16 protein-coding genes and 1 tRNA gene are annotated in these 17975 nt (G+C 68.2%); 14 read left to right on the top strand and 3 right to left on the bottom strand.

Translation table 11 applies throughout. The features are described 5' to 3' along the window. Positions 1-89 precede the first annotated feature (89 nt). Positions 90-677 (bottom strand): TetR/AcrR family transcriptional regulator, encoded by a 588-nt coding sequence (locus RHCRD62_RS21755; RefSeq protein WP_050066839.1) that lies wholly within the window; start codon positions 675-677, stop codon positions 90-92. Between the two features lie 76 nt (positions 678-753). On the opposite strand from RHCRD62_RS21755, the gene RHCRD62_RS21750 reads away from it, so the two are divergent. After that, a complete protein-coding gene (locus tag RHCRD62_RS21750) occupies positions 754-1746 on the top strand; it encodes an FAD-dependent monooxygenase (protein WP_050066838.1) in 993 nt (330 codons plus the stop codon). Between the two features lie 36 nt (positions 1747-1782). Here RHCRD62_RS21750 and RHCRD62_RS21745 read toward each other — a convergent pair whose 3' ends face one another. Beyond that, on the bottom strand, positions 1783-2331 hold the full coding sequence (locus RHCRD62_RS21745) for a dihydrofolate reductase family protein (RefSeq protein ID WP_050066837.1): 549 nt from the start codon (positions 2329-2331) through the stop codon (positions 1783-1785). Positions 2332-2720: 389 nt separating this feature from the next. On the opposite strand from RHCRD62_RS21745, the gene RHCRD62_RS21740 reads away from it, so the two are divergent. From RHCRD62_RS21740 to RHCRD62_RS21715, 6 genes are all read left to right on the top strand, one after another. After that, entirely contained in the window at positions 2721-3335 is a 615-nt protein-coding gene (locus RHCRD62_RS21740; RefSeq protein ID WP_157051022.1) for a DUF2510 domain-containing protein, read from the top strand. An 83-nt stretch (positions 3336-3418) separates the two neighbouring features. Then, a complete protein-coding gene (locus RHCRD62_RS21735) occupies positions 3419-4090 on the top strand; it encodes a DNA alkylation repair protein (RefSeq protein WP_050066835.1) in 672 nt (223 codons plus the stop codon). A gap of 143 nt (positions 4091-4233) precedes the next feature. After that, entirely contained in the window at positions 4234-5346 is a 1113-nt protein-coding gene (locus tag RHCRD62_RS21730) for an agmatine deiminase family protein (protein ID WP_050066834.1), read from the top strand. A gap of 31 nt (positions 5347-5377) precedes the next feature. After that, on the top strand, positions 5378-6007 hold the full coding sequence (locus RHCRD62_RS21725; RefSeq protein ID WP_050066833.1) for a TetR/AcrR family transcriptional regulator: 630 nt from the start codon (positions 5378-5380) through the stop codon (positions 6005-6007). Positions 6008-6144: 137 nt separating this feature from the next. Next, the gene (locus tag RHCRD62_RS21720; RefSeq protein WP_050066832.1) at positions 6145-6831 is read left to right on the top strand and encodes an SRPBCC family protein; all 687 of its coding nucleotides are present in this window, start codon (positions 6145-6147) and stop codon (positions 6829-6831) included. Positions 6832-6999: 168 nt separating this feature from the next. Next, on the top strand, positions 7000-7929 hold the full coding sequence (locus RHCRD62_RS21715) for a MerR family transcriptional regulator (protein WP_050066831.1): 930 nt from the start codon (positions 7000-7002) through the stop codon (positions 7927-7929). A 117-nt stretch (positions 7930-8046) separates the two neighbouring features. Here the strand turns inward: RHCRD62_RS21715 and RHCRD62_RS21710 are convergent. Continuing rightward, positions 8047-8129: transfer RNA gene (locus RHCRD62_RS21710), tRNA-Leu, on the bottom strand. Between the two features lie 161 nt (positions 8130-8290). On the opposite strand from RHCRD62_RS21710, the gene RHCRD62_RS21705 reads away from it, so the two are divergent. From RHCRD62_RS21705 to pknB, 7 genes are all read left to right on the top strand, one after another. Further along, complete coding sequence (locus tag RHCRD62_RS21705) at positions 8291-9628, top strand: FHA domain-containing protein (protein WP_050066974.1); 1338 nt, start codon at positions 8291-8293, stop codon at positions 9626-9628. Between the two features lie 167 nt (positions 9629-9795). Further along, positions 9796-10260, top strand: a complete 465-nt coding sequence (locus RHCRD62_RS21700) for an FHA domain-containing protein FhaB/FipA (RefSeq protein ID WP_050066830.1) — start codon at positions 9796-9798, stop codon at positions 10258-10260. Next, on the top strand, positions 10257-11717 hold the full coding sequence (locus tag RHCRD62_RS21695) for a PP2C family serine/threonine-protein phosphatase (RefSeq protein WP_050066829.1): 1461 nt from the start codon (positions 10257-10259) through the stop codon (positions 11715-11717). Before RHCRD62_RS21700 ends, RHCRD62_RS21695 begins: the two co-directional genes overlap by 4 nt. After that, the gene (locus tag RHCRD62_RS21690) at positions 11717-13171 is read left to right on the top strand and encodes an FtsW/RodA/SpoVE family cell cycle protein (protein WP_050066828.1); all 1455 of its coding nucleotides are present in this window, start codon (positions 11717-11719) and stop codon (positions 13169-13171) included. Before RHCRD62_RS21695 ends, RHCRD62_RS21690 begins: the two co-directional genes overlap by 1 nt. Next, on the top strand, positions 13168-14664 hold the full coding sequence (locus tag RHCRD62_RS21685; protein ID WP_050066827.1) for a peptidoglycan D,D-transpeptidase FtsI family protein: 1497 nt from the start codon (positions 13168-13170) through the stop codon (positions 14662-14664). Before RHCRD62_RS21690 ends, RHCRD62_RS21685 begins: the two co-directional genes overlap by 4 nt. Next, the gene (locus tag RHCRD62_RS21680; protein ID WP_050066826.1) at positions 14661-15995 is read left to right on the top strand and encodes a serine/threonine-protein kinase; all 1335 of its coding nucleotides are present in this window, start codon (positions 14661-14663) and stop codon (positions 15993-15995) included. Before RHCRD62_RS21685 ends, RHCRD62_RS21680 begins: the two co-directional genes overlap by 4 nt. Continuing rightward, positions 15992-17920 (top strand): Stk1 family PASTA domain-containing Ser/Thr kinase, encoded by a 1929-nt coding sequence (pknB, locus tag RHCRD62_RS21675; RefSeq protein WP_050066825.1) that lies wholly within the window; start codon positions 15992-15994, stop codon positions 17918-17920. The genes RHCRD62_RS21680 and pknB overlap by 4 nt, the downstream gene beginning before the upstream one ends. Positions 17921-17975: the final 55 nt, after the last annotated feature.

Below are 17975 nucleotides of genomic sequence, written 5' to 3'. Positions count from 1 at the left end.
CCGAAAACGATAATTCACAGCCCCCACTTCGCGCCAACTAAGGTAATCCTTTTCACTGCCTGAGCTGGGCGAACACGCTGACCGGCCAATCAGATGCGACCCGAATCGGCTCCGAAGAAGGCGGCGAGCAACGTAACAATTCCGGGTCGCGGGTCGAGCGCGCTCGCCTGGCCGGGCAGTGAGGGCGTGGTCACCTCGTGGAGGATCACGCCGTCGAGATAGTCCGTGAGGATTCGTCCATGGGCGCCCGGATCGGGGGATCCGAGCATGGCCAGCATCATTGTCCCCCACTCCAGCAGGTCGGCGCGACCCCGGGAAATGGGCGCGACCAGCGACGGGTCGGTGGCAGCGGCGGTGAACAGGACGAACCGGGCGACGGTCCGCGTGCGATGCGCACCGGTCGCGAGCAGGACGTACCCCGCGAGTCCGTCGGCCAGTTCCGTCAGCGTCGCCGGGAAGCGCCGCGATCCCGTGTCGTCCCAGTCACGGCGATCACGCTCGACGAGATGCGCCAGAACTGCATCGACCAGGGCGTTTCGGGTGCGGAACCAATTCGACGTCGAGCCCTGCGGTAGGCCGGCGGCGGTGTCGACGCCGCGGTGCGTCAGACCCCGCAACCCTCTGGTGCCGAGCAGGTCGAGGGCGGCATCGAGGGCGCGTTCCCGGTTACCTGCCATTCCGGCAACACTACAGCGGTAGTGACGTCCACTACGTCAGTAGTGGGCAGTACTACATCCGTAGTAAATTGAGGTCATGCGCGCAACGATCGTCGGCGGCGGCATCGGTGGCCTCACCGCCGCGGGCCACCTGATCCGGCACGGATGGCAGGTCCGAGTACTCGAGCGAGCTGACACCCTTCCCGCCAGAGGAACCGCACTCGGCATGTGGCCACCCGCATTGCGGGCCCTCGACGCCATCGGGGTCGGCGATCGAATCCGCAGCGTCGGCGTCCCCCAGTCCTCCGGCGCGATCCTGCGGCCCGACGGATCCACCATCGCCCGACTCCGCATCCCCGGCGACGCAATCCTGGTGTCGCGGCCGGCGCTGCTGAACGCGCTGGCCTCGGACGTCCCCGTGGAATTCGACTGCACGGTCGACTCGATCCCGACCGACTGCGACGTCGTCATCGCGGCCGACGGGATCGGCAGTCTCATTCGGGACCAGATGTTCGGGCCTCGATACCGGGCCCGTCCGCTCGGCATGGCCGCCTGGCGCGGCTGGGTACCCGGCGATACGTCGACCACGACCGAGACGTGGGACGCGGGCGCCCTGTTCGGCATCACCCCGCGCGACGGCGGACTGACCAACTTCTTCGCCGCCGTCCGCGTCGAACCCGGCGCCGACGACGACGGAATCACTTTCCTGCGCACCAGGTTCGGAGGATGGCATCCGGCGGTTCGCGAGGTACTCGATCGCATCGACAGTGAGTCGCTGCTGCACCACGACCTCTACCACTCCCCCGCGCTGCCGTCGTACGTGCGCGGCAACGTCGCGCTCATCGGTGACGCCGCGCACGCGATGGCGCCGAATCTGGGACGCGGCGCGTGCGAGGCCATCGTCGACGGCGTCGCCCTCGGACGCGCACTGACGGGGAGCTCCGACGTCGAGGAGGCCCTCCGGCGCTACGACCGGGCGCGGCGGCGGCGGACGCGGTTGCTGGTGCGCGGTTCGGCGGCGATGGCCCGGGTCGCGACGACGGGTCGGGGCCGACGGGTCAGGGATGCGGCGCTGTACGTGCTGAGGTGACTGCCTTCCGACCCGCGCGGACGGCGTCCACGCGCCTCATCGCGCCGCGTACTGCAGGAGCGTGACACCGTTGCCGAACGGCCGGGACGCCACCCGGTCGAGCCGCGGGATCTCGTACCCGTCCGGGAAGAGGCGCCGGCCGCCACCCTGGACCACCGGGTGGACGAACAGCCGGTACTCGTCGACCAGGCCCGCCTCGATCAGGCTGTGGCACAGCCGAATACTGCCCGTGACGCCGATCTCGCCGCCCGGCCCGTCCTTCAATCGTCGGACCTGATCGAGCCAGTCCCCGGCGAGGATCGTCGAGTTCTGCCAGCGCGGGTCCGTCATTGTCGAACTCACGACGTACTTGTGGACGCCGTTCAACTCCGCCGCGATACCGGTGGGGTCGTCGGCCAGTCGAGGCCAGTAGCCACGGAAGTCCTCGAACGTCCGCCGCCCCAGAACGAGCGCGTCGCCACGGTCGGCGTGCAACCGCGTCGACTCCAGCATCTCGTCGTCCTGACCGGCGGGGTCGAACCAGTTTCCCAGCATCTCGATTGCGCCGTCGACAGTGATGTTCTGCGTGATCACCAGGGTTCGCACTGCCCGCTCCTTCACCTCGAGGACATGACTCCCTCAATGGTGACCGGCGGGCGGCCCTCGACTCATCGGTCGATGACGCGGGATGCGGAAGGATCGGCCGAAATGGCCCGTAAATGACTACTGACCGCAGCGAATCGAGTCAGCTGCGGTCAGTGCTGCCGTAACCATAGCGTGACCGGATCGTGACGCCAGGTTTTGTGGTGGGCATCACTCACAAGCAGCTGCACGCGCTCACACCACCCACCCGGGTGCCATTGCCCCCGAAACCGATCGTGGCCGTGCCGTCACCGACCCGGGACCGCGCCGAGACAGGTTTCGACGCCGACACAGCCAGGGCGTGCCTACGGTCGAAGAGCAGCGAACGCGCCACGAGCGGGAAGGACTCCACCATGTCCGACACCTCCAGCCCCGGCGGCGGCCCTCCCGGTCCGGGCTACTACCCCGACCAGTCCGGTGTCATGCGATGGTGGGACGGCACCCAGTGGACCGATCGAACCCAGGGCGCCGCCTCCCCACCTGCGGCTGCAGTCCCGCCGCCGAAGAAGTCGCACACGTTGCGCAACGTCCTGCTCGCCCTGGTCGCCGTGTTCGTACTGATCATCGGTGGTTGCTTTGCCGTTGTCGGCATCACAGCCAACGAGGTGAACGAAGCGATCGAGACGCACCAGGCCGAGGACGCCGCACCCGGCGGTCCCGACAATCCCCTCACGATCGTCGAGGGCGAATCCTTCGACGTGTCGGGATTCCAGTACGCGCCCGGCTGGTCTGTCACGCAGGACTCGCTCGGCTACGCACAGGTCGAAGGACTCAAGGTGACGAACGGCCGCAGCGACACGGACGGTGCAATCGTCGAGATCAAGTTCATGAACGGCAGCGAGGTGATGGCCCTCGTGGACTGCACGACCGAACAGATCCCGGTCGGGCAGACCACCACGCTCAACTGCTTCGGCGGAGACAAGTACCCGGCGTCGTACGACCGGATCACGATCAACGACACCTTCTGACATCCGTGCCCCGCTCAGCGCAGGGTTCCCGCAGTCGGTCCCGCTTCCTAGGCTGGCGTGGACGCGACATCAGGAGGACTGCGATGGTTGAGACGACGGTGCCTGAGCTGCTGGTCGAACTGGCCGAGCTGGAGGACCCGAAGATCCGCGCGGTGAACGAGCGGCACGGCGACGACCACGGCGTGAATCTGACGAAGCTGCGGGCCGTCGCGAAGCGGTTGAAGACCCAGCAGGACCTTGCCGTCGAGTTGTGGGCGACGGACGTCACGTCGGCGCGCCTGCTCGCGCTCCTGATCTGCCGACCGAAGACGTTCGACCGCGACGAACTCGACACCATGCTGCGCGAATCTCGGACACCCAAGGTGCACGACTGGCTCGTCGGGTACGTGGTGAAGAAGAACCCGCACGCCGAGGAACTGCGTCAGACGTGGCTCGGGGACCCCGATCCGGTGGTCGCGAGCGCCGGCTGGGCGCTGACCACCGACCGCGTCGCGAAGAAGCCCGACGGCCTCGACCTCGACGGGTTGCTCGACGTCATCGAAGCCGAGATGAAGGACGCCCCCGCCCGCCTGCAGTGGGCGATGAACCACTGCCTCGCGCAGATCGGTATTTCACACCCGGAGTTCCGCGGGCGCGCCCTCGACATCGGAGAGCGCCTGGAAGTGCTCAAGGACTACCCGACGCCCCCGAACTGCACCTCGCCGTACGCGCCGATCTGGATCACCGAGATGGTGCGCAGGCAGAGCGTCGGCTGACCGCCGACTCGCCCGACCTGCTGCCTGAGCACCGGGTCCGTCCCACCTTCAACCTTGACTGAAAATTCAGTCAGGATTAGGTTTGCGACGAACCCCCGCCCGATCACCAGATCGAATCGAGGGGAGAACAGGACACCGACTCCATGCTCAGACGACAGTTCCTGCAGTCGAGCCTCGCCGCAGCAGGCGGCTTGTTCGCGATCGGCTGCTCGGACGGCGGCTCCTCCTCGGACGTCGCCGACGACGCCGACACCCGCGAGTGGCGGATGCCCGACGAGGGCGAACCGCACGCCCGGACGTGGATGGCGTTCGGTGCGAGCGAGGAGATCTGGGGCGCCGAACTGCTGCCCGAGGTCCAGCGGAACCTGGCGACGATCGCGCAGACCATTGCGCAGTTCGAGCCCGTCACGATGCTGGTGCGCCCCGAGGAGATGGACCTGGCGCGCGGACTCGTCGGCCCGTCCGTCGAACTGGTCGCGGCACCGCTCGACGACCTGTGGATGCGGGACACCGGACCGGTGTTCGTCGAGGGCAACGGGACGAAGGCCGGGGTCGACTTCAATTTCAACGGCTGGGGCGAGAAGCAGGACTTCGACCGGGACGCGGGCGTCGCGGGCATCGTCACCGCGCAGGCCGGAGTCGAGACACTCGGTACCGACCTCGTACTCGAAGGCGGCGGCATCGAGGTCGACGGCGAGGGCACCGCGATCATCACCGAGAGCTGCGTCCTCAACGACAACCGCAACCCCGGCTGGTCGAAGGCGGACGTCGAAGCCGAGCTGATGCCGCTGCTCGGGCTCGACAAGATCATCTGGCTGCCCGGCATCAAGGGCAAGGACATCACCGACGGTCACACCGACTTCTACGCGCGGTTCGCGGGGCCCGGCGTCGTCGTCGCCGGATACGACCCGGACCCCGAATCGTTCGACCACGACGTCACGATCCGGCACCTCGACATCCTCAAGTCGGCGACCGACGCGCAGGGTCGGACGCTCGAGGTCGCGGTGCTCGACGCGCCGGGCACCGTCCGACCCGAGTTCGAGTCCGACGACTTCGCCGCCGGCTACATCAACTTCTACGTCTGCAACGGCGCCGTCATCGCCCCCGAGTTCGGCGACCCCGACACCGACGGCGCCGCCAGGGCGGAGTTGGAGCGACTCTTCCCCGACCGCCGCGTGGTTCAGATCAACATCGACGGCATCGCCGCAGGCGGAGGCGGTATCCACTGCACGACTCAGCAGGAACCCGCGGCCTGAGGGCCACCGACCGACCGTAGGATGTGGCGCCGTGGCCGACCGTCGAAAGCAGATCATGGAAGCAGCGGTCCGCGTGATCGCACAGGACGGCGTGCGTGGGCTTCGCGTGGAGAAACTCGCCGCCGAGGCCGGTGTGTCGACCGCCCTGATCTACTACCACTTCCAAGACCGCGCGGGCATCCTGCGCAGCGCCCTCGACCACGTCAACAGCCGGGCCGAGCGCTACACCGATGGCGCGTTCGACGCCGACAACCCCCGCACGCAACTCGAACGGATGCTGCTCCTCGAAATGCAGGACGCACCCACCATCCGGGAGAACAGCGTCGCGTGGGGGGAACTACGCGCGAGCGCGGTGTTCGCCGAGGACCTGCGTGACACCCTGCGCACCACCACCGCGGCCTGGGGCCACGACGCCGAGACCCTCATCCGGCAGGCCCAGGCCGCGGGGCTGGCCAATCCCGCGATCGACCCCGCCGACGCGGGCGAACGCCTCACCGCACTCGTCGAAGGGCTCAGCGAGCGCTGGCTCAGCGGCTCGACGACCCTCGAACGGGCACGCGAACTGCTCGGCGGCGCAATCGATGTGGAACTCGGCACGGCGGATTCCCGGCAGCAACGCGAGCAGGTCGTCCGCTCGGCGCCCTCGCCGAGCGAGACGTAGGGCGCTCCACTCCCCGTCACGTCGAAATATGTTCAGCCGCTAACGATCCGTTCGGGGTTCGATCCACCTCACCGGCGACGTATCATCCGCCGGGTTGCCGAAACGACGGCAACAATTCCGATGCGGAGGTAGCACGAATGGTCGATCGTCCTGAGCAGCGCAGTGGCCGGCGGGCCGGGAAGTCGACACCTGCGATTCTCGCGGCCGTCGTGCTTGCTGCCGGTCTCGCGGTCGGGAATGTAGGAGTGGCCGGCGCCCAATCGAGTTCGGATTCCTCCTCCTCGTCCTCCTCCTCCGAGGTGGACCTGGAATGGGAGGCCTCGTGGGCGCTGTACCAGGCCGAGAAGAGCGTGGCGGGTGCCCTACTGGTGACCCAGGAGGTCACCTTGCCGATCACCATCGACGCACCCATCGATCGCGTGTTCCCGGCGTACTCGAACTTCGACAACAGCCTCGGACGCCACCCGTTCCTGAAGGGCATCCTCGACCGCCGCAGCTACACCGACGGAGACGCCGACGTCAGGGAGTTCATCGCCCTCGAGGACATCCCGGCCGGCTCGGCATCGATTCCGGGTCGCACCGTCGGGCAGCAACGGACGTACGCCGCCGAACGCTGGTACACCACCGACACCTGGGATGCGCCCGGCATCATCACCCACCAGAAGATCACCTTCACCGAAACTGGCGGCGTGACCACCGTCACAGAGCACCTGACCTTCTCCGCGCCGTCCGTGCTGATCGACTTCACCGTGCAGAACGGCGTCTCGTCGCACATCGAGAACCAGCAGGCCATGAAGCGCGACATCGAGAACGGCACGCTCTAGTCGTCTTCACGAAACCCCTGTGCGCACTCTTCTCGGAGCGTGCACAGGGGTTTCGTTCGTCGAACAGCCGTGCGCACGCCGCAGAAGGTGTGTGGACACCAGGATTTCCAGCGCTGGGCGGCCGAGTCCGCTTGCATCTCCTGTCGGAGGAGATACCAGGGTGGGGATATGGAAGACGACACCTGGCTGTCCATCGGTGATCTCGCGCGACGCACCGGGCTGGCGGTCAAGACGATTCGGTACTACGCAGACAGGGGAATCGTTCCGCCCGCCGGCCGCAGTGCGGCAGGGCACCGTCGCTATCGTGCCGACTCCGCGGCCCGACTCACGTTCGTCCGTACCCTTCGCGACCTGGGCTTGGATCTGGAAACGATCCGGAAGGTCGTGGATCGGGAGGCCACGCTGCCCGACGTCGCCGCACAGCATGCCGACGCACTGGCGGTTCAGATCCGCGTGCTCCGGATACGACGCGCACTCCTGCAGGCGGTCACCGAACGAGGATCCACCCCCGAGGCGATGGCCACGGTACCGGCCCTCGCGACGATGGCGGAGAGAGAACGGCGTGAACTGATCAACACCTTTCTCGACGGGGTGTTCGGAGGGGCGGTAAGCGATGCGGCCGTCCACGGAATCATGCGCACGCTGACTCCCGAGCTGCCGGACGAGCCGGAACCGGAGCAGATCACGGCGTGGCTGGAGCTGGCCGAGCTGATGCAGGACAACGAGTTCCGGAAAGTGATGACGGGCGTGACCGATCATTTCGCCGCCGATCGCGCGCACCACGGGGCCGGCGTGCACCGCGACACCGCCGCCGTGATCTGCGACCTGGTCGGCCCGGCGCTGACCGCGAGCATCGATCCGGTCTCACCGGAGGCCGCTTCCGTGGTCGATGAGGTCGTTGCGACTTTCGCTCGAGTCGTGGACCTGCCTGTCGGCCCCCAGGCGCGGCGAAGGTTGCTCGATTGGGTCGCTCTGGTGGCAGACCCCCGCCGCGAGAGGTACCTCGAACTCCTCGCCGTGGTCAACGGCTGGTCCGCGCCCGAGACGCTGTCGCCCGTGTTCAACTGGCTCGAGCGGGCGGTGGCCGCGCAACAGTGACCAAGTACATCCACCGGGTGCGGTGCGCCGAGCACAGGTCCCGGTGAAACGAGAACGAGGTCACGACTCATTCGAGTTCGTGACCTCGTTCTGTGCAGTTCGTGGAACTGCTCATTGTGGGCGAAGGGGGACTTGAACCCCCACGTCCCGAAGGACACTGGCACCTGAAGCCAGCGCGTCTGCCATTCCGCCACTCGCCCGAGCGACGCTGGAAACACTAGCATGCACCCCGCGCAAAACACGATTCGCCTTACTGACCTGCGGTGATCGTCACATGCCCGCAGAGTGTCGCGCGCCCCGGATACCATGACGGGGCGGTGTGAAAACACCGCGACACGCGATGGATCGAGAGGAGGTCGGTGTGGGCATCGTCCAACGCTTCGAGCGCAAGCTCCAAGGTGTCGTCGGAGACGGGCTCGCCCGGGTCTTCGGCGGAGGCGTCGTTCCCCAGGAGGTCGAGTCCGCCTTGCAGCAGCAGGCCCTCGAGGGACTGCAGCAGCTGGAGGGCGGGCACATGCTCGCCCCGAACTCGTACGTCATCACGATCAACGAGTCGGATCACGACGAGTTGTCCTCGGACAAGGACTTGACAGTCAAGGCGTTCTCCCGACACCTTGAGGACTTCATCCGCGATCAGGGATGGCAAACATACGGGCCGATCTCCGTTCGGTTCGAGCCGTCGTCCACACTGCACACAGGCCAGTTCCGGGCCCGCGGGGCGGTGGATCCGGATGTGGGCTCAACGCCGAACCCGCGCCAGGGTCAGCGAGTACCGTTACCGCCCGCGAACGCACGACCCTCCGCACCCATGAACCCAGGAGCCGGCCAGATGACTCAGAACCCAGGTTTCGATCCCTCGCGTGAGCCCGCGGACGAGGGTCGGTTCTCGCAGGACCGTCCCCCGGTCGGCGCCCAGAACGGCAAGTCGTACCCGTCGTATTCGGCGGCAGGCGGCGGCTACGACCAGCCCCGCAACGGCTACGCCCAGAACGGTGGCCGCGCGAACGGCGCCGAGTACGCCAGCCCGTACCCGCCTGCGTCCGACTACCAGCAGGCCGACTACGCCAACCCGTACCCGCCGAACCCCGACTACCCGGCCAACACGGCCAACCCGTACGGCGGCGGCCAGGACTACTCGCGCGGCGACTACCAGCAGGCCGACTACGCCAACCCGTACCCGCCGAACCCCGACTACCCGGCCAACCCGTACGGCGGCGGCCAGGACTACTCACGCGCCGATTACCAGCAGTCCGACTACCAGCAGGCCGACTATGGGCAGGCCGACTACGGCAACCAGTACCCGGCGAACGCGGACTACGGCTACGACCAGCAGCAGGCGTACGGACAGCAGCAGCAGCAGCCCTACGGGCAGAGCTACGGCAACGAGTACCCCAGCTTCGACGCGAACCGCACCTTCACCGCGACCCTGCAGCTCGAGGACGGCAGCGGCCGTAACTTCCAGCTCCGCGAGGGACGCAACGTGATCGGCCGCGGCCAGGAAGCCCAGTTCCGGCTCCCCGACACCGGCGTTTCCCGTCGGCACATCGAGATCCGTTGGGACGGCCAGGTCGCCATGCTCTCCGACCTCGGATCGACCAACGGCACCACCGTCAACGGCGCCCCCGTGCAGGACTGGCAGCTCGCCGACGGTGACGTGATCCGTGCCGGCCACTCCGAAATCCTGGTGCGCATCGTCTAGCCGCGACCCGTCGTCTGCGATCAGCTGAGCAAGTGCGGGCCGCAAGGTCGCACTGCAGCGGTCGAAGCCCCAGCACATTCCGTATTGTGGTTTGTGCGATCGACCCAACCGTATCGCCGTACGTCGCCGTCGGCACAGTGCCGCGCGCCAGGAGGAGGTGGACCGCAGTGCAGGGACTCATCCTGCAATTGACCAGGGCCGGCTTCCTGCTGCTCCTGTGGTTGTTCGTGTGGGCGGTGCTGCGCACCCTCCGCAACGACGTGTACGCCGCTGCAGGAGTGCGGGTGCCGCCGCGCTACAGCCGCACCTCGTCGGTGCTGCCGTCGTTCGGAAAGCCGAAGGTCGCGAAGAACCTCATCGTGACGCAGGGTGCCCTCGCGGGAACCCGCATCACGCTCGGTGCCCAGCCCGTCCTCATCGGCAGGGCCGACGACTCGACGCTGGTCCTCACCGACGACTACGCGTCCACCCGGCACGCGCGCATCTCGCCCCGCGGAACCGACTGGTACGTCGAGGATCTCGGGTCGACGAACGGCACCTACCTGGATCGGGCGCGAGTCACCACCGCCGTCCGGGTTCCGCTCGGCACCCCTGTTCGGGTCGGCAAGACCGTGATCGAGCTCCGCCCGTGACCCTCGTCCTGCGCTACGCAGCGCGTAGCGACCGCGGCCTCGTGCGGTCCAACAACGAGGACTCCGTCTACGCCGGTGCGCGTCTGCTGGCCCTAGCCGACGGCATGGGCGGCCACGCAGCCGGTGAAGTGGCGTCGCAGTTGATGATCGCGGCTCTCGCGCATCTCGACGACGACGAGCCCGGCGACGACCTGCTCGGCAAGCTCGCCGCCGCCACGCGTCACGGCAACGCCGCCATCGCCGAACAGGTCGAGGAGGAGCCCGAACTCGACGGCATGGGCACGACTCTGACGGCGATCCTGTTCGCGGGCAGCAAACTCGGACTCGCCCACATCGGCGACTCGCGCGCCTACCTGCTGCGCGACGCCGTCCTCACCCAGATCACCCGCGACGACACCTTCGTGCAGTCCCTCGTCGACGAGGGACGTATCACCGCTGAGCAGGCTCACACGCATCCGCAACGTTCGCTGATCATGAGGGCGTTGACGGGCAACGAGATCGAGCCGACCCTCACCGTCCGTGAGTCACGTGCAGGCGACCGCTACCTGCTGTGCTCCGACGGATTGTCCGACGTCGTGAGCGACGAGACGATCGCCGACGTCCTCAGCAACGGCACCCCGGCCGAATCCGCGGACCGTCTCATCGAGCTGGCGCTGCGCAGCGGCGGACCGGACAACGTGACGGTCGTCGTCGCGGATGTCATCGACCTCGACTACGGCCCCAGTCGCCCCATCGTCGGCGGAGCCGCATCCGACGAGGACGAGGACACCCCGCCGCCCGACACGGCCGCGGGCAGGGCCGCCGCGATGCGTCCCCCGCGGGCAACACCCCGCCGCATCCAGGTTGCCGACGAGCCACAGCCGAAGAAGCGGAAGCGACTGCGCTGGATTCTGGTGGCGCTCGGCCTGATCGCCGTCATCGCCGTCGGGCTCGTGGTCGGTCGCATGGTGGTCCGCAACAACTACTACGTCGGCGCCGACGACGGTCGCGTCGCTGTGATGCGCGGCGTCCCCGGATCGGTCCTCGGCTACTCGCTGCAGGAAGCGAACCTCGTCGGCTGTGTCACCGACGACGGTGACCTGACGCTCGTGCCCTCCGGCAACACCACGTGCACGGTGCTGACCGTCGACGCCCTGCAACCGTCCGCGCGGGAACAGGTTCGGGCCGGGCTGCCGTCCGGGTCCCTCGAGGACGCCAAGAGCCAGATGCAGCGCCTGGCCGACGGCGACCTGCTGCCGGTGTGCACCCCGGTCGAGACGACCACCCCGACGCCCACGCCTGCGCCTGCGCCGCCCGCACCTGCGGTGACGCCGACTCCGGAACCCGCCCCCGCACCCGCTCCGGAACCCGCGCCCGCCCCTGCACCCGCACCCGCTCCCGCACCGACCCCGGAAGCGGCCCCGACCGAAACGACCCCGCCGCAGATCCCGGGGCAGAACTGCAGGACCGGCAGCTGATGTCCGTGTCCTCTGCGCCTTCCGGGGCCTCGTTCCCGAGCCCGCCCGGAGGGTTTGCCCCCGCGCCCGAGCAGTCCACCCGCAGGACCGCCGAACTGCTGCTCATCTGTGCCGCCATCGCCATCACCACCCTGTCGCTGGTGCTGGTCGAGGCGAGCCAGGAACAGACGATCACGTGGGATCTCGCGAAGTACGGAATCGCGTACGCGGCACTGTTCCTCACCGCGCACGCCGCCGTACGCCGCTGGGCCCCCCACGCCGATCCGCTGCTGCTGCCGATCGTCGCGCTGCTCAACGGGCTCGGGCTGGTGCTCATCCACCGCCTCGACCTTGCCGACGCGGCCACCGCGGCCTACTACGGACGCGAAGCCCCCTCCCCCGACGCCACCCAGCAGGTGCTGTGGACGGCGCTCGCGATCGCCGGGTTCATCGCCGTCCTGATGCTGCTGCGCGACTACCGCCTGCTCGCCCGCTACAGCTACACCCTCGGCCTCGCCGGCCTCGTGCTGCTCGCGATCCCGGCGGTGCTGCCGGCCTCGATGTCCGAGGTGAACGGCGCGAAGATCTGGATCAAGCTGCCGTTCTTCAGCATTCAGCCCGGTGAGTTCGCGAAGATCCTGCTGATCATCTTCTTCGCATCCGTCCTGGTGTCGAAACGCGAACTGTTCACCACCGCGGGCAAGCACGTCTTCGGCCTCGACCTGCCGCGCGCCCGCGACCTCGGACCGATCCTCGTCGCCTGGATCGTCTCTATCGGTGTCCTCGTCCTCGAGAAGGACCTCGGCACCTCGCTGCTGCTCTTCGGCACCGTCCTGGTGATGCTGTACGTCGCGACGGAACGCGTGGGGTGGCTCGTCATCGGCGGCGCCCTGCTCGCCCTCGGATTCGTGTTGGCCTACCAGATGTTCGGGCACGTCCGCGTGCGCGTGCAGACGTGGATCGACCCGCTCGGCGACTACAACAACACCGGCTACCAGATCTCCCAGTCCCTGTTCGGGCTCGCCACCGGCGGCGTCGCGGGCACCGGACTCGGCAGTGGTCGCCCCTCCCAGGTTCCGTTCGCGAAGACCGACTTCATCGTCGCGACGATCGGTGAGGAACTCGGCCTGATCGGCCTCGCCGCCGTTCTGATGCTGTTCCTGATCCTCATCATTCGCGGACTGCGAACCGCACTGGCGGTCCGCGACAGCTTCGGCAAGCTGCTCGCCGCGGGCCTGTCGTTCACGATCGCCATCCAGCTGTTCGTCGTCGTCGGCGGCGTCACCAAGCTGATCCCGCTGACGGGTCTGACCACCCCGTTCATGTCCTACGGCGGATCGTCACTGCTCGCCAACTACCTGCTGCTGGCGCTGCTGATGAAGATCTCCGACTCCGCCCGCACCCCTCCCGAGCCGAAGAAGAAGGGACCCGCACCGATCGCGGATGCACCGACGGAAATGTTGAGGCGCACATGAACACTCCCCTGCGCCGCGTCGCGATGGCCGTCATGGTGATGGTCGTCGCGCTCCTCGCCAACGCCACCTACGTCCAGGTCATCAAGGCCGACGACCTGCGCACCGACCCCCGGAACTCACGGGTGCTGCTCGACGAGTACTCCCGCCAGCGCGGACAGATCTCCGCGGGCGGACAGGTGTTGGCGGCGTCCGTCCCCACCGACGACCGGTACAAGTACCTGCGCACGTACCCGCCGAACACTGCCGCACCATCCAGCCCGTTCGCGAACGCGCCCGTCACCGGCTTCTACTCGATGCTCTACGGCAACACCGGCCTCGAGCGCAGTGAGGACGCCGTCCTCAACGGCTCCGACAACCGGCTGTTCTCGCGCCGCTTCTTCGACCTCGTCTCGGGACGAGATCCGCGTGGCGGCAACGTTGTCAGCACCATCGATCCCGTCGTCCAGCAGGTTGCCTACGACCAGCTGACCGCGAAGGGCTACACGGGTGCCGTCGTCGCGATCCAGCCCAGCACCGGTGAGATCCTTGCGATGGCAAGCACACCCAGCTACGACCCGAACCTGCTCGCCAGCCACGACGGCCAGGTCAGCACCGAGGCGTGGGAAACGCTCAACGCCGACCCCGACAAGCCCCTGCTCAACCGGGCCGTCTCCCAGACCTATCCGCCCGGCTCGACCTTCAAGGTGGTCGTGACCGCCGCCGCCCTCGCCAACGGCGCAAATCCGGAGGAACAACTGACCGCGGCCCCGACCATCACGCTGCCCGGAACGACGACGACGCTCGAGAACTACAACGGCACCAACTGCGGCGGTGGCCCGACCGCCTCCCTGCGGGAAGCGTTCGCGCGGTCCTGCAACACCGCGTTCGTCGAACTCGGCATCCGCGCCGGAGCCGACGCACTCAAGGACACCGCCGGCGCGTTCGGCATCGGCCCGGACACGCCCGGCATCCCGATCCCCGTGGCGGACAGCACCGTCGGCACCATCCCCGACAATGCGGCACTCGGCCAGTCCAGCATCGGTCAGCGCGACGTCGCGCTCACGCCGCTGCAGAATGCCGTCGTCGCCGCGACCATCGCGAACGGTGGGGTCCGCATGCAACCCCACCTCGTCGCACAACTGCAGAGCCCCGACCTGTCGAACCTGGCGACCACCGCCCCCGAATCCCTTGGGCAGGCTGTGTCCCCACAAGTTGCGTCCACACTCACCGAGCTGATGATCGGCTCCGAGAACAACACCGGCGGAGGCAACAAGATCCCCGGCGTCCAGATCGCCTCGAAGACCGGTACCGCCGAACACGGCACCGACCCGCGCAACACGCCCCCGCACGCCTGGTACATCGGGTTCGCACCGGCGCAGAACCCGCAGGTCGCGATCGCCGTGATCGTCGAGGACGGCGGCGACCGCGCGCTCGCCGCGACCGGTGGCTCGGTGGCCGCCCCGATCGGTCGGGCCGTGATCGGTGCTGCGCTGCAGCGGGAAGGCGAACGATGAGTCTCCAGAACGGCGCACTCATCGCCGACCGTTATCGACTGATGCGCCTGATCGCCACCGGCGGCATGGGCCAGGTCTGGGAAGCGACCGACAACCGCTTGCATCGCCGCGTCGCCGTGAAGGTCCTCAAGGCGGAGTTCTCCTCCGACCCCGAGTTCCTCGCGCGGTTCCGCACCGAGGCACGCACCACGGCGCAGCTGAACCATCCCGGCATCGCAGGCATCTACGACTACGGCGAGACCCGCGACACGACCGGGCAGGACACCGCCTACCTCGTCATGGAACTCGTCAACGGCGAACCGCTGAACGCGGTGCTCTCCCGTGTCGGACGCCTGTCGCTGCCGCACGCCCTCGACATGCTCGAACAGACCGGCCGCGCACTGCAGGCCGCGCATGCGAGCGGAGTGGTGCACCGCGACGTCAAGCCGGGCAACATCCTCATCACCCCGACGGGCCAGGTGAAGATCACCGACTTCGGCATCGCCAAGGCCGTCGAGGCGTCGCCCGTCACCCGCACCGGGATGGTGATGGGCACCGCCCAGTACATCGCCCCCGAGCAGGCCCTCGGCCAGGACGCGACCCCCGCCAGCGACGTGTACGCGCTCGGCGTCGTCGGCTACGAGGTGCTGGCGGGACACCGCCCGTTCTCCGGGGACGGCGCGCTGACCGTCGCGATGAAGCACGTCCAGGAGATTCCCGCGCCGCTGCCGGCGGACCTGCCGCCGAACGTTCGTGAACTGATCGAGATCACGATGGCGAAGGACCCCGCCGCCCGCTATCACAGCGGCGGCGAGTTCGCGGACGCCGTCACGGTCGTGCGATCCGGTGGCCGGCCGCCGATGCCCGGCAGCGGCGCCCCGACCGTCGCCGTCGCACCTCCCACCGCCGCCACCCAGGTGATCGGCAGGCAGCCCACCACCGCGGCCGCCGCTGCGGTCGCGCCCGAGCCGGGCGGCCTCACCCACAACCAGAAGGTGCTCGCGTGGGTAGCGGGCGGACTGATCGGCCTCGGCCTGCTCGTCGGCGGATGGATGCTGCTGTTCGGCGGCGGAGACGCTCCGTCCTCTCCTGCACCGTTGACGACGAGTCGCCCCGCGGTCACGACACCCGCTCCGACGACGGCACGTCCGACGACGACGACCGAAGAGCCGACGACGACGGAATGGACTCCGGAGCCGACGACCGAGGAGCCGACGACCACCACCACCGAGCCGCCCACCACCACCACGGAGCGGACGACGACCACCACCACCGAACCGCCCACCACCACGACCACCGTCACCACAACGCTGAGCGAGACCACGACCTCGGCCACCCAAGGACAGCCATGACGACACCGCGCAAACTCTCCTCCCGCTACGAGCTGGGCGAGATTCTCGGCTTCGGTGGCATGTCCGAGGTACACCTGGCGCGCGACCTGCGGCTCAGCCGCGACGTCGCGATCAAGGTGCTGCGTGCCGACCTTGCCCGCGACCCCACGTTCTACCTGCGGTTCCGCCGCGAAGCGCAGAACGCGGCCGCACTGAACCACCCGGCGATCGTCGCCGTCTACGACACCGGTGAAGCCGAAACCGACGCCGGACCGCTGCCGTACATCGTCATGGAGTACGTCGACGGCGTCACCCTCCGCGACATCGTGCGCGGCGAGGGCCCGATGGCGCCGCGCCGCACCATGGAGGTCATCGCCGACGTCTGCGCCGCGCTCGACTTCAGCCACCGCAACGGCATCGTGCACCGCGACATCAAGCCCGCGAACATCATGATCAACCGTGCGGGCTCGGTGAAGGTGATGGACTTCGGTATCGCCCGCGCGATCTCCGACAGCTCCAGCCCGATGACGCAGACCGCTGCCGTCATCGGCACCGCCCAGTACCTGTCGCCCGAGCAGGCCCGTGGCGAACAGGTCGACGCCCGCTCCGACGTGTACTCACTCGGCTGCGTGCTGTTCGAACTCCTCACCGGCGAACCGCCGTTCAAGGGCGACTCGCCGGTCGCGGTCGCCTACCAGCACGTCCGCGAGGACCCCGCGCTGCCGTCGTCGGTGAACCCCGACATCCCGCGCGAGCTGGACTCGGTGATCCTCAAGGCGATGAGCAAGAACCCGGCCAACCGGTACCAGAGCGCCGCCGACATGCGCAGCGACCTGGTCCGCGTCCTCGGCGGCCAGCGGCCGTCCGCTCCGATGGTCATGAACGAAGAGGACCGCACCACCATCATCGGCGCGGTCGACAACAGCTCCGGGCGCTACGCCGCCGCAGCCGCAGCGGGCACCGCGGCATCCGAGCCCGCCGCTCCCACACCGCCGTCACAGGGCAACCGGACCCTCAAGATGGTGCTGGCCGGCATCGCCGCGATCGCGATCATCGGCATCATCGGCGCCTTCCTGTGGTCCCTCGGGCCCGGATCAAAGGTTGAGCAGGTCACCGTCCCCGACGTCACCAACCAGTCGGCTCAGGAAGCGCAGTCCGAACTGCAGAACCTCGGGTTCCGCGTCCAGACGCAGCAGAAGCCCAGCAAGGTCGTCGGCGAGGGCAACGTCGTCTCGTCGATCCCCGTCGCTGGGGCGCGCGCCGACGAAGGCACCGTCGTCACGCTCGACATCTCCAGCGGCCCCGAGCAGGTGGACGTGCCGAGACTCGCCGGGCTGACGCAGGCGCAGGCCGCGCAGGCCCTCAGCTCCGTCGGGCTCGCCCTCGACCCCGCGATCGACCGCGCACCGTCCACGACGGACCAGCTCGACAAGGTGACCGCGCAGGAACCCGCGGCCGGCGCCAAGCTCGAACTCGACAGCACCGTCCAGATCACCCTCGGTACCGGACCCGAACAGGTCCGCATCCCGAACGTCGTCGGACAGACCCTCGAAGTCGCACAGCCGAACGTCGAGGGTGCCGGATTCAAGGTCGAGGTCGAGAACATCGACTCCGGTCGACCCCGCGGGCAGGTCGTCGCCACCGATCCGACCGGTGGCGACACCGCCGCACGCGGCAGCACCGTCCGGCTGAAGGTGTCCAACGGCAACATGATCGAGATGCCCGACCTCAGCGGTCAGACCGTCTCGCAGGCACTCACCACGCTGCGGAAGGAAGGGTGGACGGGCTCGTCCAGCCAGCTGGTGCAGCGCCCCGAGCCCACGCTGGAAACCGATCAGGTCGGCAAGATCGTCACGCAGGCGCAGCCCCCGGGATCCGAAGTGTCGAAGACGTCGACCGTCACGGTCGGCATCGGTCAGCTCGGGATTCCGTCGGGCGGCCGCTGACCCTGCTCCATCTTCCTGAATGGCCCATTCATTCGGTCAGACCGAATGAATGGGC

This window comes from Rhodococcus sp. RD6.2, from assembly GCF_001040705.1.
GTDB lineage: Bacteria > Actinomycetota > Actinomycetes > Mycobacteriales > Mycobacteriaceae > Rhodococcus_G.
Note: the sequence above shows the minus strand (reverse complement) of the source record. Positions and strands in the feature narration are given on the sequence as shown.